This window comes from Magnetococcales bacterium (assembly GCA_015228935.1).
Taxonomy (GTDB): Bacteria; Pseudomonadota; Magnetococcia; order Magnetococcales; family DC0425bin3; genus HA3dbin3.
Genome location: JADGCO010000098.1, coordinates 1 through 15,244, shown reverse-complemented (window position 1 = coordinate 15,244; position 15,244 = coordinate 1). Strand labels below are relative to the sequence as shown.

General features: G+C 54.3%; 14 protein-coding genes. 1 reads left to right on the top strand and 13 read right to left on the bottom strand.

Features of this window, described 5'->3' with window-relative positions; translation table 11 throughout:
- The 13 genes from HQL65_17300 to HQL65_17240 all read right to left on the bottom strand — a co-directional run.
- A partial coding sequence (locus tag HQL65_17300; protein MBF0137991.1) for a PAS domain S-box protein occupies positions 1 to 1,089 on the bottom strand: 1,089 nt, incomplete at its 3' end.
- A gap of 476 nt (positions 1,090 to 1,565) precedes the next feature.
- A complete protein-coding gene (locus tag HQL65_17295) occupies positions 1,566 to 3,008 on the bottom strand; it encodes a sigma-54-dependent Fis family transcriptional regulator (protein ID MBF0137990.1) in 1,443 nt (480 codons plus the stop codon).
- Positions 3,005 to 4,393 carry a threonine synthase gene (locus HQL65_17290; GenBank protein ID MBF0137989.1) on the bottom strand — a complete coding sequence of 463 codons (1,389 nt, stop codon included), beginning with the start codon at positions 4,391 to 4,393 and terminating at the stop codon, positions 3,005 to 3,007. The genes HQL65_17295 and HQL65_17290 overlap by 4 nt, the downstream gene beginning before the upstream one ends.
- A 68-nt stretch (positions 4,394 to 4,461) precedes the next feature.
- On the bottom strand, positions 4,462 to 5,676 hold the full coding sequence (locus HQL65_17285) for an AAA family ATPase (GenBank protein MBF0137988.1): 1,215 nt from the start codon (positions 5,674 to 5,676) through the stop codon (positions 4,462 to 4,464).
- Positions 5,648 to 6,532, bottom strand: coding sequence for an agmatinase (speB, locus tag HQL65_17280; GenBank protein MBF0137987.1), 885 nt, complete (start codon positions 6,530 to 6,532; stop codon positions 5,648 to 5,650). Before speB ends, HQL65_17285 begins: the two co-directional genes overlap by 29 nt.
- 9 nt (positions 6,533 to 6,541) lie before the next feature.
- Positions 6,542 to 7,138 (bottom strand): flagellar type III secretion system pore protein FliP, encoded by a 597-nt coding sequence (gene fliP, locus HQL65_17275; protein MBF0137986.1) that lies wholly within the window; start codon positions 7,136 to 7,138, stop codon positions 6,542 to 6,544.
- A 167-nt stretch (positions 7,139 to 7,305) separates the two neighbouring features.
- Positions 7,306 to 7,713, bottom strand: coding sequence for a FliO/MopB family protein (locus tag HQL65_17270; protein MBF0137985.1), 408 nt, complete (start codon positions 7,711 to 7,713; stop codon positions 7,306 to 7,308).
- A complete protein-coding gene (gene fliN, locus HQL65_17265) occupies positions 7,713 to 8,135 on the bottom strand; it encodes a flagellar motor switch protein FliN (protein MBF0137984.1) in 423 nt (140 codons plus the stop codon). The genes HQL65_17270 and fliN overlap by 1 nt, the downstream gene beginning before the upstream one ends.
- A 35-nt stretch (positions 8,136 to 8,170) precedes the next feature.
- Complete coding sequence (gene fliM, locus HQL65_17260; protein MBF0137983.1) at positions 8,171 to 9,169, bottom strand: flagellar motor switch protein FliM; 999 nt, start codon at positions 9,167 to 9,169, stop codon at positions 8,171 to 8,173.
- A gap of 31 nt (positions 9,170 to 9,200) precedes the next feature.
- Positions 9,201 to 9,803, bottom strand: a complete 603-nt coding sequence (locus HQL65_17255) for a flagellar basal body-associated FliL family protein (protein MBF0137982.1) — start codon at positions 9,801 to 9,803, stop codon at positions 9,201 to 9,203.
- Positions 9,804 to 10,049: 246 nt separating this feature from the next.
- Positions 10,050 to 11,681, bottom strand: a complete 1,632-nt coding sequence (locus tag HQL65_17250) for a flagellar hook protein FlgE (GenBank protein ID MBF0137981.1) — start codon at positions 11,679 to 11,681, stop codon at positions 10,050 to 10,052.
- 147 nt (positions 11,682 to 11,828) lie between these two features.
- Positions 11,829 to 12,590, bottom strand: a complete 762-nt coding sequence (locus HQL65_17245; protein ID MBF0137980.1) for a hypothetical protein — start codon at positions 12,588 to 12,590, stop codon at positions 11,829 to 11,831.
- 245 nt (positions 12,591 to 12,835) lie between these two features.
- Positions 12,836 to 14,089: a flagellar hook-length control protein FliK gene (locus HQL65_17240; GenBank protein ID MBF0137979.1), complete on the bottom strand. Its 1,254-nt coding sequence runs from the start codon at positions 14,087 to 14,089 to the stop codon at positions 12,836 to 12,838.
- Between the two features lie 271 nt (positions 14,090 to 14,360).
- On the opposite strand from HQL65_17240, the gene HQL65_17235 reads away from it, so the two are divergent.
- Positions 14,361 to 14,984: a hypothetical protein gene (locus HQL65_17235; protein MBF0137978.1), complete on the top strand. Its 624-nt coding sequence runs from the start codon at positions 14,361 to 14,363 to the stop codon at positions 14,982 to 14,984.
- The last annotated feature ends 260 nt before the right edge of the window (positions 14,985 to 15,244 follow it).

Here is a 15,244-nt window from a genome sequence, read left to right as displayed (position 1 = left end):
AGTAAAATATTGAAATAAATCAGATTTTGCACTACAGATGACGAACATGGGTTGAGAAGAACCAATGACAATCGGGTTGCATTCAGCCAAAAACAGATCAAAATGATCGGTATATTTTTTAATCATATTTTCCAGGATCAGCGCAACATTTTTCACAACCGCGTTGATATCCACATCATCGGCACCATCCTGGTCTGGTCGATTCGGTCGTGATAAAATTTTGATTAAATTAATAATTTCATGGATGCGTCGGGAATTTCCCTGTGCAAGAGATAAAAGCTCCGGAATACGCCCACGCATTTTGGAAAATGGAAATCCGCCCAGTATGAAATCACCGTACTTCTCTGCATACTGTTCCAGAATTGATTTGATATCATGCCAGACATCCTCCAATATGGTGACAGAATAATTTATGGAACTGTTAATGTTATTGACTTCATGTATCATATTGGCTGACAATTCCCCAGCCATAGCCAATTGGACCAAATGCATGACCCGCTTTTCCATCTGCTCCTGTTCGCCTTCATCCTCCATCAGGGTACTGAACAGAGCACTGCTGGCAATAGTATTAAAGAACAAATTGAAACGAGATTCTTTGGATGCCGGTTTGTTGTTGTAGACCGAGGAACCTTCCAACGCCAATTGGTTCGTGGATTTTTGTGGCTTTGCACCGTTATTTCTTCGGACATCGACTTTCTTGTAATGTAAAACAAAATTATTTTTATTGCCATATCCATCCAAAACCGCAGAAACATGAGCTTGCACCCAGATGACATGACCCATTTTATGCAAAAGGCGCTTCCTCAATTGATAAGTCGAATCGACTTTTTTTTGCATTCGTCTCAGATAAACCTGTTCGGCATCCAGATCATCCTTATGGGTAATAGATTGAAAATCAATAGATAACAACTCTTTTTCTCTATAACCCGTCATGGCGGATAAAGCCCGATTGACCTTCAGAAATCGTCCTCGTCTAGAAACCAAAGCCATGCCATCGGCAGAAATATCAAGGACATTATAGATCATTTCATTGCAATAACAATGTGGAGATGTCTCATCGGTCAGTACACAACTCTTTTTACGTATCATAAATAAGTACCCCAATATTTACAAAACATGCCCCCCTCTGTTGGCTTCAACCGACCACCACATACTGTAGAGCATATAACGTGCCGCACTCAAAAATACGTCTTACCTTTGTGAAACACTATAATATTCAACGTGTTTCTTATTATAAAATTTCCCTTCAAAAACAGAAAATGGTACACCACTTATGTAGATAAACAGCAACAATTCGATAACATCCAACGAATTATTCGAATATTTACAACGCATTACAACACATGTACCATTTCATTCCAAACAGGAAGAAACGGTACACCCTTTCAGCCGAACTCCGAGGTGCTTACAAACAATTCGCGATCCCCTCACGTCACGCACAAAACACCCATGACACCCAATGTGCCCGTATATGCAACCAGTTCTTTTACCATAGACCAAGCGGATCCAAAATAGTTCCACATGAACAGGCTGTAAATTTTACTTGTAACTTTTTATGAAACGTGTCAGTCAGAGTCGGGATGAAGACGTGACAGCCTGCCGTTCAAGGCGCGTCGCGAAATACCCAACATGGATGCCGCAATGCCTTGATTGCCATGGGCACGACGCAACGCTTCCTGAATCAAAAATAATTTTGCCTCATCCAAAGTCGGAAATTCGCCCAGAATGGCAAGCTTGCTCTCACCGGACAAACCTGGGGTATCACCGGACGGGTCAAGGGTCTGATCGCCCATAAACTCCCGAAATACGGCCAGGGAAAGAACCCCTTTTTTATGACGAACCACCGCTTCATTGACCATGGCACGCAATTCTCGCACATTGCCGGGAAAATGATAAGTGGCGAGGAGTGTGAACAACTCCGAAGGTGGGGTTGGCGTGGGTTTGCCGTGGCTTTTCGCCAACTTGTCCAAAAAATGGCGTGTCAGCGGCTCAATATCCTCCCTGCGTTCCCGCAGCGAGGGAATCCGCACCTGATGCACCTTGAGCCGATAGTAAAGATCGGATCGGAAAAGCCCCTTCTTGACCAACACAGCCAAATCACGGTTGGTGGCACAAACAATACGCGCATCACAGGAATAGGTGCTGTCATTTCCCAACGGTGAATAAGTACCCTCTTCGAGGAGTTGCAACAGTTTGATTTGGGACAACTCGGAAAGATCACCAATTTCATCCAAAAACAAGATACTCCCCTTGGCCATGGCAATCATTCCATTGCGATGACCATCCGCTCCGGTAAAAGCACCCTTGATGTGACCGAACAAGGTATCGGAAAACACATTGTCGTCCAGTCCGCCGACATTGACAGTCACCAGAGGCACTTTGAAATCACCAAGACAATGCAAAATCCTGGCCGCAAGACCCTTGCCGACACCCGTCTCCCCCAACAGCAATACCGGCTCCCTGGATTGTGCTATTGTTTCGAGATATTGCATGGTGGCTGACATGCGCGGCGAACAAAAAATGAGATCCGCAAACATTTCCGGACGTTGAAGCTGTCCCTCCAAAAGGGCATTTTTCAAACTTGTCACACTGGATTTCAGCCGGGTCAGTTCGACATGCCGGGCAACACTGGAAACCAGGCGGTTCACCTCCACGGGTTTCACCAGATAGTCCAGGGCACCCATCTTCATGCAAACCACGGCATTTTCGACCTGCTGGGCTGCGGTCATGATGATGACCGGAATCTCCGGATAAAGCTTCCGGATCTGTTCGAGAAGCATCTTTCCTGAAATATTGGGCATATACAGATCCAGCACCACAACCGCGACCTGCCCCTGCACCTGCTCCAGAAAATGCATCACATCCCGGCTGTCCGACAGCGTTTCTATCGGATTCAAGCCCGCCTTTTCCAGGACAAGTCTCGTCGTGAACAGCAAGTCCGCCTCATCGTCAACCAGCAATACGGGCCACGTGTCGGCGTTCAGGTTTTTTTGTTGATCTGCTTTCATTCCTTTTCCATGGTCTCTGCCATGAAGCGACGCACGGCATCCGCATCCGCCGGCAGGACCTGACACCGGGTGGGAAGATCCATGATGCCGGCAAATGCGGCAGGCAGTTCCGGCGGGTGGCCGATGGCCTGGGCGACCGCATCGGCAAACTTGGCCGGGTGGGCTGTGGCCAGACAAACGACCGGTCCCTCTTCGGCCTGCGCCGCATGAAAGCCGACCGCCGTATGCGGATCGAGCAGATAGCGATACCGGGCAAAGGTGTCACGAATCTGCTGCGTGGTGGCTGTTTCCGAGGCGGCCATGGCCGGAAATTCCCGGGCTGCGGTGGCCTGTTCGGCAGCCGTGACCTGAAACCGTCCCGTGCGGGCCAGACTCTCCATGCTGGTACGTACCCGCGCCGTATCGGCAGCGAAGAGATAATAGAGATACCGCTCAAAATTGGACGAAACCTGAATGTCCATGGAGGGACTGATGGTCGGCATGACCTGACCCGTTTGATAGACACCGGTGGCCATGAAGCGGGTCAGAATGTCATTGCGGTTGGTGGCCAGAATGAGACGCCGGATCGGCAATCCCATGCGACGGGCCATGTAGCCGGCAAAAATATCCCCGAAATTTCCGGTCGGAACGGAAAAGGTCACCGCCCGTCCCGTATCGCCGCCGCTGACCCGGCCCCAGGCATACACATAGTAGACAATCTGCGCCAGAATGCGTGCCCAGTTGATGGAGTTGACGGCCCCGAGCTGAAAGGCATTCTTGAACTCCAGGTCGTTGAACAGGGCCTTGACGATGCGTTGTCCATCGTCAAAATCCCCCTGGACGGCAATGTTGTGGACGTTGGCATCCAGGACCGTGGTCATCTGGCGTTCCTGGATCGGCGAGACCCGGCCATGCGGGTGAATGATGAAAATATGGATGCGTTCCTTGCCGCGCACGCCATGGATGGCGGCGGAACCGGTATCCCCGGAGGTGGCCCCCAGAATATTCAACCGTCCGCCACTGCGCGCCAGAAGGTAGGCAAACAGGTTGCCCAGAAACTGGAGGGCCACATCCTTGAAAGCCAGGGTCGGACCGTGAAACAGTTCCAGGACATGACGCGAACCCACGGTCACCACCGGGGTGATGTCCGGGTGGGAGAAGGTGGCATAGGAACGGGTGATGAGATTTTGCAGGTCGGCAGCAGGAATGGCCTCACCGACAAAGGGAGCCATCACTTCCATGGCCAGATCCTGGAAGGAGAGCGTGGCCCACTGTCGCCAGGTTGGGGCAGCGATGGTCGGGATACGCTCCGGCAGGAGCAGACCGCCGTCCGTGGCCAGACCCATCATGACCGCCTCGGCAAAACCAACTGGTTGCACGCCCCCACGGGTACTGATGTAACGCACGCTTGTCTATCTCCCCTGGCTGCTGTTGATCAGGACACCATGAACATAGACGCAATTCGAACCGGAAGTCAAACAAGAGGAAAAAGGTCAGAGTGCCAACTGAGATAACCCTCCATCCAGAGATCCCCCAACTTGGCACCAGCATGCATCATTTCGTTGACAACGGGCATGTCGGCTGCCCGTTTGACCAGGGTGTAACCATCATCACCCCGACCCAAGGCCCACACCTGTTCTGGCCGCATGCCATTCATGAAAAAAGGTGAATGGGTCGTGACCAACATTTGGGAACGACCGGAAACCTGATTGCACTCTTCGGCCAGTTCAAGCAGCAGTTTAGGATGCAAAAAATTTTCCGGCTCTTCCAGTCCGATCAGGGGGGAGGGATCTGGGTCATTGAGTAAAACAAGATAGGCCAACATTTTGAGAGTGCCATCGGAAATGTATTTCGCCTGTACACCGGTCGAAAAAGGGGCATCTTTCACCTTGAGCAACAAATGACCCGAATCGAGCAAAGAGGCATCAATCCCTTCCAAACGCGGCACCCGGCGACGCAAACTGGCTTCTATGATCAACAATCGTTCCGGAAACCGCTCCTTGAGGTGTTGAATGACATTGGCCAGATTGTCACCACTGGGAGACAATTTTTCCATCGGCCCGGCGTCGGGAATGACCCGGGCATTGTTGGCTGACAGGCAGGAGAGATGCCAACCAGTGATAAACTCCTTGAGTGCCATCACCCGGGGATTTTCTGCCAGATTGCCCAGCGTTCCAACAGCCAACAGATCGGAGGATTTCAGATCCGCAACCATTTTCTGGTCGGTTGCCTCCGGCTGTTCGCCGCTGATCACTCTGCCCCGTCCATGCCTGAACTCAAGAAAATAAAACGGCGCTCCCGAATGTTGCCGTCTCCAGCGCATCCATTCCAACGCCACGACCGGACGATTGTCTTCTTCTTGAATTTCCAGGTGATAGGTAATCAAGGGATACTTGATGTTGCGGGCATCTGCCTGTTCGCGATAAGCAAATTCGATGGTGATCGTGCCTTCCTGATCCCGACTGCGCAGCTCTTTGAAGCGTCCGCGCCTCTCCCAGGCACGACGCAGGCCGCCATCCTGAAAACATTCAGAAAGGAAGGCAAACACATCGAATAGGGTGGATTTACCACTGCCATTGGGACCCAATAAAACGGTCAGAGCTTGCAGATTATTGAAGGTTACATTTCGCAGGGCACGGTAGTTTTTGACCGTCAACCGCTCAATCCGGGGGTGCGGATGATTTAACATAACCAATCATTTTGTAAAGAATCCGGGAGGCCATGAACTCTCCCGCCGGTTGCCCCGGGAGCGGGGACAATTCGTTGATGTCAAAACCCACAACCCGTCTTTCCCGGGTCACCCGCCGCAGGAGACGCAAGACGGTATAATAATCCAGCCCGCCCGGTTCAGGGGTCCCCACTGCCGGCATGATGGCCGGATCCAGGGCATCGAGATCCAGGGTGACATAGACCAGCGGGGCCAGTTGTTCCACGACCCTGGCCATCCAGGCCTCATCCTGGCGCTGGGCAGCGGGCACGATGTCCCGTGCCCAAAAAATGCGGTCTCCCCAACCGCGTTGCCGGATCAGGTTCCACTCCGGCTCGCTCAGGGAACGAATGCCCACCTGGACAAACGGCAATCCCATGCCGGCCACGTTGTGCATGACGCAGGCATGCGACAGCGGCGTGCCATGATAGCTCTCCCGCAAATCGGCATGGGCGTCGAGTTGCAGGACGGAAAACCCGGTGCCAAAATGGTCACAAAAGGCCTGCAACAGGCCAACGGTGATGGAATGATCCCCGCCAATCGCCGCCAAAAACCGCCCGGCCTGAAGATGCGGCAATGCTGCCTGACGAATGGTTGCCATCATCGCTTCCGGGCTGGCCAGGTTGGGTTCCACGGTGGGCGCGGTATGAATGCCGGCCTGGATGATCTCCTCGCCGAGTTCGTCATCGAACAGTTCCATCTGGGCGGAGGCGGCCAGCAAGGCAGCCGGGCCATCGGCGGCCCCGGCCCGATAGGTCAGGGTGGCCCCATAAGGAATCGGCAAAACCACCACCGGTGACTCATCCAGGGGAGATTGTGGACCACCACCATAAATCATGTGTCTATCCTATCGGAATGATTGCACCAGGGAACCGACCACCAGGGACCAGCCGTCCACCAGCACGAACAGGATCAACTTGACCGGCATGGAAATCACCAGAGGTGGCAACATCATCATGCCCATGGACATGACCACGCTGGCCACCACCATGTCGATGATGAGAAACGGCAGATAGATCATGAAACCGATCTGGAAGGCGGTTTTCAATTCCGAGACCATGAAGGCGGGAATGAGGAGCCGGATGGGAACATCCTGGGGCTTCTGGGTCTTGGGCATGCCGGCCAGCCGCATGAACAGGGCCAGATCCTTTTCCCGGGTCTGCCGCAACATGAAACCGCGAATGGGTACGGATGCCCGCTCGATGGCTGCGGATTCACTCAGTTTTTTGTCCAGGTAGGGATTCAGGGCCTCGTCCCAGACCCGGTCGAAGACCGGTCCCATGACAAAGAAGGTGACGAACAGGGCGAGCGCCACCAGGACCTGGTTGGGGGGTTGTCCCTGCAAGCCCATGGCCTGCCGCACGAAAGACATGACCACGATCACCCGGGTAAACGAGGTCATCATGACGAGCATGGCCGGGGCCAACGAAAAGAGGGTCATCATGGCCAGGATTTGCAGCCCGACCCCGACCTGACCTGGATCCGCCTTGCCACCCGAGGAGAAGGTGATGGCCGGGAAGGTCAGATCCGCCGCTACGGCAGCTCCCACCCCTCCGCCCAGTATCAAAAGAAAAAGGACGCTGATGATTTTGAAATGGCGTTTGCCGACACTCACGGCGACGATTCCTTCGAGGGGGGCAGATCCTGTTCTCCCAGCTCTGCCAGCAGGGAGACCCGCTCCCGGGTGACACCGAGCAACCAGGCTCTCGACCCGACCCGGATCAACCGGACTCCCACGCCCGGGGCCAGGGTTCGGGTACCCAGCAGTTGCACCGTGCCGCTGTTCCAGCGTGGTTCCAGGCGCTTTCCCACCCGCACGGCCAGTACAGACAATGCCACCAAAACGGCCAAAAAGCCAAGGATGCGAATCATCTCGCCGACAAAATCGACACTTCCCTCTCCGGATGCAACGACCCCCTCTCCGGTTGCTTCTGCCCAGACAATCGGGATCCAGAGCAGACCGGCGATCAACAGCACGAACCCGGCAACCTGCAACATCATCCGCCACCGACGGTCCATCAGCGCAAATTCTCCAAACGCTCTTCCAGGGAGACGATATCGGTGATGCGGATACCGAGTTTTTCCTTGATCATGACCACCTCGCCATAGGCCAGGAGTCGATCATTGACGTAGATTTCCAGGGGATCGTCGGCTTCTTTTTCCAGTTCGACCAGGGATCCCTTGTTCAGACGCAGCAGATTGCGAATCTGCATGTGGACGCTGCCCAACCGGACGGAGATGTCCAGCGGCACATCCATGAGCAGTTCCAGATTGGGGGGAATGCCGCCTTTATCATCGTCGGGTTTGGCATCTCCTCCCCCTTCTCCGGCCAACTCCTGCCAGTTCAGGCTGCTGCCCAGGGGACTGGGAATGTTGCCATCGCCGCCGGGGCCCACTCCTCCTGCCAGATTGTCATCCGGAAAATCGAGGTCCTCTTCCATAATGCCCACACTCCTGAACAGTTAACCTGTTTGTATCACTCCTCTTTTTCCTTCACGATCCTGGTCACCCGCAGGGCGCGCTTGCCATCCACGACCCCGGCCACCGCCGCATATTTGGTGACACCACCGATATCGATATCCACCTCTTCGCTCAAATCCGTATTGAGCATGATGACATCACCGGGTTTGAGGTTGAGCATATCGCGCATGGACATGGAGACATGATCGATGACCGGATCGAGGCGCAGAGGAACATAACCAAGCTGGCGAACCAGGGAACGCCGCCATGTCGAGGCACCGCCCACGGCCTCCTTCTGCTGGAAGCCGACCTTGAGCTGTTGCTTGAACAGTTCCAGGATGACCGAGGGAAAACAGATGGTCAGTGACCCCTCCGCCTCGCCAACCTCGACGGCGAAGGTGATCAGAAACACGTTGTCATCCATCGGCATGACGGCGGCAAACTGGGGCTGATTTTCCCAGCGGGTCAGGATCAGACGGAACGAGGCATCCAACTTTTTCCAGGAGAGTTCAATCTGTTCCCGGGTCACGTCCATGATGCGGTCGATCACCTTCATTTCGAAGGAGGAAAAGTTGCGAAACGGACGTTCCGACTCCCCACTGCCACCAAAAAAACCCTCCAAAACCCGATACATCACATCTCCATCGATGGTCAACAGCGCCAGATCCTGGGAGGGTTCCACGCGCAGAATGTTGATGAAGATCGGCGGCGTCAGACCATGCACGAAGCGCCCGAACACCTGGTTGATCGTGGTTTTGGGTTGGACGTGGACTTCCCGTCCGACTTTCTGGGTCAGCTTGAAGGAGAGCTGGGATGCCAAATGTTCGTTGATCAGATCCAGACCGGGCAGGGCACCGGCACGTATGGAGGTTTTCTGGCCAAAAACGAAGGCACTGTATTTTTTCTCCTGGGATGCGGCGGGAATATCCTCGTCGATCTCCTCCAGGTTGATGGTCCCTTCATCCAACGCCCCCATGAGGGCGTCGATTTCTTCGGTAGAGAGGATTTGTGACATGGGATATCAACCACCAGGCTGCCGCTGCGTGTTACTGTATGACAAATTCGGTAAAATATACCGACGTAACCTGCCCATTGATCATGATGGCATTGAGTCGCCCCTGGATCTCCTCCCGCAACTTGAATTTGCCATCCAAGGCCTGGAGTTCCTGGGTGGTCTTGGAGGTCAAAAGCTGCAAAATGATATCCCGGACCTGGGGCTGGCGCCGATCCAGTTCTTCCTTGATCGGACTGGATTTTTTCTCACCTTCCCCCCCGTGTCCTCCACCTTCTTCCTTCTTGGCTTCGCCCTCTTTGCCATGGCCGCCGCCACTCATTTCCAACTGGACCGTGGTCTTGAGGTAGCGATTGCCGCGTGGTTCATTCAGGTTGACCACGAAGGGTTCCAGTTTATAGATTTCCCCGACCAATTCGCCGGGACTCTTGGCGGCTTTTTCAGGCTGAGGCTCTTTGGTGACGGCCTCTTTGACTTGTTTTTCAGCGCCTCGGGAACCAAAAAAATACCCGCCGCCCGCTCCCAGCAGCAGGGCCGGAATCACCATGATCAGAATCTTGACGATACCGCCGCCACCGCCGCCGCCACCGCCACCACCTTCTTCTTCCTGTTGTTCCTGTTCCGCTTCTTCTGCCATGACCATACCCTTTGACTAAAAAACAAGCCGCATCCATGCCGTCCTGAGTGACTATGACATTCCCTGGACCACTTTCACAATGATTCCCACCAGGAACACCGGTACAAACCCGCTTTTTCTCACCCTGAAAATCTTGCTTTCCGGAAAACCCCAGGACCACCTGACCTGGCATATTCTCCTTCCCTGCTTCGGCCACCCCAGGCAAATCAGCAGGTTCCGATATGTCAAACCCGTTGGGCTGATCCATTACCGTTTCATGGCAATCAGCTCTTCCATCATGCCATCGGTGACCGTGATGATGCGTGAGTTGGCCTGGAAAGCCCGTTGTACCGTGATCATGTTGACAAATTCGGCGGACAAGTCAATGTTGGACTGTTCGAGAGAAAAATTCTTGATCGCTCCCAGACGACCGCTCTGGGGTTCTCCCAGCCGGGGCAGGCCGGAAAGGCGTGTTTCGGCAAACAGATTGGCCCCGATCTGTTCGAGAGCCTGGTCGTTGTCAAAATCCACCAATGCAACCTGGAACAATCCCCGATTGTCACCATTGGAATAGTTGCCAACGATTTTGCCATCCTGGCTGATGGCCAGACTCTCCAGGTAACCGGTAGGGAAACCATCCTGGCTCAATTTGGTCGTGGTAAAATCACTGGCCAGTTGGACTGTACCATCCGTTCCAATATTGCCGGCATCATCCTTCACGGTTCCAGCACCATAAAGAATCGTGGCAACCGCACCCGTCGTGGCCGCTGTCGAAGTCGCCGCACCGGTAGTCGTCGCTGCCGGGGTGGTCGTTGCTGCCGGAGTGGTCGTTGCTGCCGGGGTGGTCGTTGCTGTTGTTGTCCCTGTCCCTGTCGTTGTCCCCGCCGTTGAGGCAGCCGCCGAGGCAGGAAGAAAATCATTGGTGGAATCCCCATTGGTTCCGATGGCACCACCAAAATCAAACAGGACATCCTGCTCCGCCGCTGTGCTGCCCTGCCCGGCAAACTTGAACCTGATGGGAGTCGAACCTTCCTGACTCAATTTTCCAAACGTATCGAATACCAGGGTTCCGGCCTTGTAGGTTGCACCCGATGGAGCCGCCATGACATTGCCTGTCGTCAAATCCAGCGCTGTCATGGTCTTTCCGGCCTGCTTCTGGGAGGCATCCAGTTCCTTGGAAGGGGCCACGGCGTGCCACTCCCAGGTATTGTCACCCGATTTGCGAAACTGAAGTTCCACATTGTGGCCGTTGCCCAGGGAGTCGTAAACCCGTACCGTCGTGGCATAATCGTAGGTGGAGGGATCATCCGGATTGTAGACCTTCGTGTTGACCGGTACGGAGGCATTCAGATTCATGCCCACCTTGACCAGACTGGTTGCCTTGGGATTGCTGGTCTGGAACGAGGTCAGGTTGACATCCTGAAGATTGCCATCCCGCGCCCCGCTCTGGTCCAGTTTCCACCCCTGCAACACCAGACCCGCATTGGTCACGAGCAGGCCATCCTTGTTTTTCTTGAAGTCACCTGCCCGGGTGTAGAAGGTATCCGTCGCCGTCACCGCCGTGACGACGCCCCCCTGCACGGCAACGGACGGCTTGGATTTCACCTGAAAAAATCCGCGTCCGTCGATGGACATGTCCGTGACACTCGTGGTGCCGTTCATGGATCCCTGGTTCATGTCCTGATCCACCGAGGACATGCCCACCCCGGTGCCAATCTGGGTGGCCGACCGGGTACCGCTGATCCCCACTGTCTGGATGAGAACATCCTCAAAGGTGGTCCGACTCCCCTTGAAGGCCGTGGTGCTGGCATTGGCCAGGTTGTTTCCGATGACGGTCATTGCATTACCATAGTTGGTCAACGCACTCGATCCGGAATACATGGCTTGGTGGATGGTCATCCTGATCTCCTGTTCAAATACCGTTTACAACCCGTCTCCTGGTCCAACCCACACCCCGAACAGCGGCACCGTCCTGTCATGCAACCCGTGCAGATCGGGGGGGATGTCTACCGGAAATCCATATGCAATAACAATTCACCGGATCGCTCAAGAACCGGTCGTCAAAACCGATGCAGGGGTTTGTTCTACCTGAGGCGTGGTTTGGCTGACGCCGGGCATGATCTGTTCACTGCGGGATCCCACCTGTTCCACCCGCCGGACATCATCCACCGGGACTGTATGGCCATCCAGGTCAAGGAGTATGCCCGTGCCCTGACGGGTCACACCCGTTACCACACCGGATTGCAGAAGCGTTGCCTGCACGCTGCTGTCACCTTCGACCTGCACCGCAAATTTATATTGCCCATCCGGCAGGGGCAGGCCAAACCGGGGATCATTGACATCCACCGTATTTTCCCCCTTGCTGAAAGAGCGTGAGGGAACCTCCTTGACCAGATGTCCACCCGGATCGAATACCCGGATCGAGGCCGAGGCATCCTTGGGCAACTCGAAGCGTACCCCACCTGTCCCATCTTGCACGTCAAATCCGTCACCCGACACAAATACCCGCTTGCCAATATAGGAAACGGCCTGGTTCACCTGGTCTGACGACTTGGAATTGATCAACTGTTCCAGAAGGGTATTGGATTTTTTCTGCTCACTCAGCGCCGAAAACTGGGCCATCTGTGCCGTGAATTCCGTATTCTGCATCGGCTCCATCGGGTCCTGATATTCGAGCTGGGCCGAAAGCATTTTGAGAAAATCAATCTGCTGTTTGTCACCATTTGTGGCATCGGCTGACTTGTTTCCGGCTGCTGCCACTTTTGGATCATAGTTGGGAATACTGCTCAGCGCCCCTGAAGCTTCCATTTCGTACTCTCCTTGCACTTCGAAACCCACCCAACCGGACCCATCACCGCCACTTAACCAGTCACTTCTTGCCGCCAGTGATTCCTTTTCCGGTATTTTTTGCCCTTGTATTTTACTATCAATCTTTATGCCATCCCGATCCATCGTCCAAAAATTGTTTGATACCCACTTTTCATGCGTCTTATTCTGGAGGAAACACTGTCGGGCGCAGGTCCGGGCAACTCTTGCCGACCAATTTTGGCCGTTCAGGCAAAAAGGTTCAGGTTGGTGTCACCCGATGTATAGGCTTTCTGTGCCGAGCGAAGAGCCAGGGGATCCAGGGCCGGGACATTTTTACCATCCTGTTCCTTCGCGGATCCCTGTCTGGCACCATCCCGCCAACGTTCATCGCTCCCTTGCCGGGCGTTGGTTCCCACATTGACCGTCAGGCCGCCAAAGCCCAGATCCTGGCGGGCAAAGGCATCCCGCAACTGGGGCAGATCCCGGTTCAACAACTCTTTGGCCGCATCGGTCTCAGCCATGATTGTCACATGAACCTGTTGATTTTTATCCATCTGTAACCGCACATGCAATTCGCCGAGGTCCTGTGGATCCAGGGTGATGCGCACCTGCTCGGGCATGCCGGGCCGGGAAATCATGCGCAAACGTCCAATGCTGTCGGCCATATCCTGGGCAAAATCCGGTTTGGTCGCCGTCAGGGTCAAATGGGGCGTTGGACCATCCGCTTTCATGCCAGCGGCACCGATCTTGCCGGCATCGACGGCTGCCGTCATGCCGGCAGGTATTTCAAACCCCGTATTGTTTCCGGCGGTTGCGGCTACGGCTCCTCCCACCACCGGCAGCGTCAAATTTCCAACCTGCGTCACCTTGACCTCACCCATGGGACCTCCGCCCTGTCTGGCTCCCAGGGCTTCCAACAGCAAGGCTTCCAGTTTGGCGGGATCACCACCCGCTCCTGCCAAACCACCCGGCACGGCTCCCCCCAGGGCTGGATTCGGGACGCCCTGTGGCACCCCAAACTGGGCCACGGTCGGCACAAACAGGGGGGCCGCCGCCACACCGGGCATCTCCGGAAGTGGCGCATTTCTGGCAGTTTTTTCGCCTTTGGTTGCCTCCCCCTTTGTCGAACCCTCGCTGCCTGCCGCACCCTTGGCATCCTTGGCCGAGGTCATGGATTTTGCATCTGTCGGCGATTCGGGACGGGCATTGTCACGGGCGGCCTGTTGCTGCTGCACCCGAGTACGATCCGTTTCCGCAACCCGATCCGTCTCTGTCGATCTCTTGGCAGTCATGGACTCTTCCCGAATCCTGTCATGAAGAGTTTCCGTGCGTTGTGCATCCTGTTGCACATCATCCTGCCGATCCGCCTTGACAGCCCGGTGCAGATATTCCTTGAAGCGTTCCGCCGATGACGAAGGCAGGGATTTTTCGGCGGGTGGTCGATTCTGAACAGCCTTCGCACCCGGTGCGATTGCCACAGGCGAATTGAATGGTGTCATGAAGACCCCTCCATCCTGGCATACATGAAAATTTTTTCGTGAATGAATGGTTTTACTGAACAGGGATTCTTACAAGGAACGTGCCAAAATATATTTTAATGAATAACCGGAAGAATCCCCCATTTTTCATGGGATGGTTTTCCGACACCCCTTGCAACGATTCGAGGAGCAAAATTCGTGGAATTTGCGCCGCACATATGGAATCATGACCGTGCGTGGCTGCAATCAATAACTTTATTGAAAAGTGAAAATCGGACCCGGAGAACAGGCCATGGACCAGCAAGCCGTCATTGACAGAATTTGGGCAACCCTGGCCCAGATCACGGAAAACCAGGCCAAATCGGAAGCTGAACATGTTCGTATCCAAAAAAATCTGGATGACTTGACTGCAAAATTACGTGATCTGGCCGAAAGCGGCAAAAGACTCGACGCCCAGATGGACCGGACGGACAAACAGATCGGCGAACTGGGCAATCGTCTGGGAGAGTATGTGGAAAGCATGGTCGCTCCGGCCTGTGAAACCCTGTTTGCCGAACGCGGCATCCCGGTCCATGAAGTCAGTCCAAACCGCCTTGCCCGTCGCTTTGGTGACAGCCTGGAATTGGATCTGACCGTGATCAACGATCATCTGCTGGTCGTGGTGGAAACCAAATCCAAACTGAGCGAAAAACACATCAAAAAATTTTTGAAAAAACTGCCCAGAGTGCCGCTTTTTTTCCCAACCTACGCCGGAATGCACATCATGGGTGCTGTCGCCGCCATGGTCATTCCCAATCAGGTAGCCAAATTGGCCATGAAATCGGGGCTTTTCGTCATTGCCCCGTCCGGCGATTCGGTCCGTCTGCTTAACCCGATGGCATTCAAGCCACACGTATGGAACCCTGTTCGTCGATGATTTCAGACAAACAAGCGAAAATTGGACCCTGGCCCTCGAACAAAAACGGCCACCTTGCGAGTGGCCGTAAGTATTTGTTTTTATTGGAGCTGGCGAGAGGAATCGAACCCCCAACCGGCTGATTACAAATCTCAAGGTTGCATGATACCCACTGATAATCAATCGCAACTATTGCTTGACAATACATTGGATCCCTGCCATCATCTCATCATCGTTGCTACCTGAAAATAACCCGAAATCCCCGCCAAAAGTAGCAACAA

Excerpts from the sequence above, each read along its gene's own strand:
- HQL65_17295 (MBF0137990.1), bottom strand. The coding sequence starts at position 3,008 with ATGAAAGCAGATCAACAAAAAAACCTGAACGCCGACACGTGGCCCGTA.
- HQL65_17285 (MBF0137988.1), bottom strand. The coding sequence starts at position 5,676 with ATGTTAAATCATCCGCACCCCCGGATTGAGCGGTTGACGGTCAAAAAC.
- speB (MBF0137987.1), bottom strand. The coding sequence starts at position 6,532 with ATGATTTATGGTGGTGGTCCACAATCTCCCCTGGATGAGTCACCGGTG.
- fliP (MBF0137986.1), bottom strand. The coding sequence starts at position 7,138 with ATGATGACCCTCTTTTCGTTGGCCCCGGCCATGCTCGTCATGATGACC.
- HQL65_17270 (MBF0137985.1), bottom strand. The coding sequence starts at position 7,713 with ATGGACCGTCGGTGGCGGATGATGTTGCAGGTTGCCGGGTTCGTGCTG.
- fliN (MBF0137984.1), bottom strand. The coding sequence starts at position 8,135 with ATGGAAGAGGACCTCGATTTTCCGGATGACAATCTGGCAGGAGGAGTG.
- fliM (MBF0137983.1), bottom strand. The coding sequence starts at position 9,169 with ATGTCACAAATCCTCTCTACCGAAGAAATCGACGCCCTCATGGGGGCG.
- HQL65_17255 (MBF0137982.1), bottom strand. The coding sequence starts at position 9,803 with ATGGCAGAAGAAGCGGAACAGGAACAACAGGAAGAAGAAGGTGGTGGC.
- HQL65_17250 (MBF0137981.1), bottom strand. The coding sequence starts at position 11,681 with ATGACCATCCACCAAGCCATGTATTCCGGATCGAGTGCGTTGACCAAC.
- HQL65_17245 (MBF0137980.1), bottom strand. The coding sequence starts at position 12,590 with ATGGAAGCTTCAGGGGCGCTGAGCAGTATTCCCAACTATGATCCAAAA.
- HQL65_17240 (MBF0137979.1), bottom strand. The coding sequence starts at position 14,089 with ATGACACCATTCAATTCGCCTGTGGCAATCGCACCGGGTGCGAAGGCT.
- HQL65_17235 (MBF0137978.1), top strand. The coding sequence starts at position 14,361 with ATGGACCAGCAAGCCGTCATTGACAGAATTTGGGCAACCCTGGCCCAG.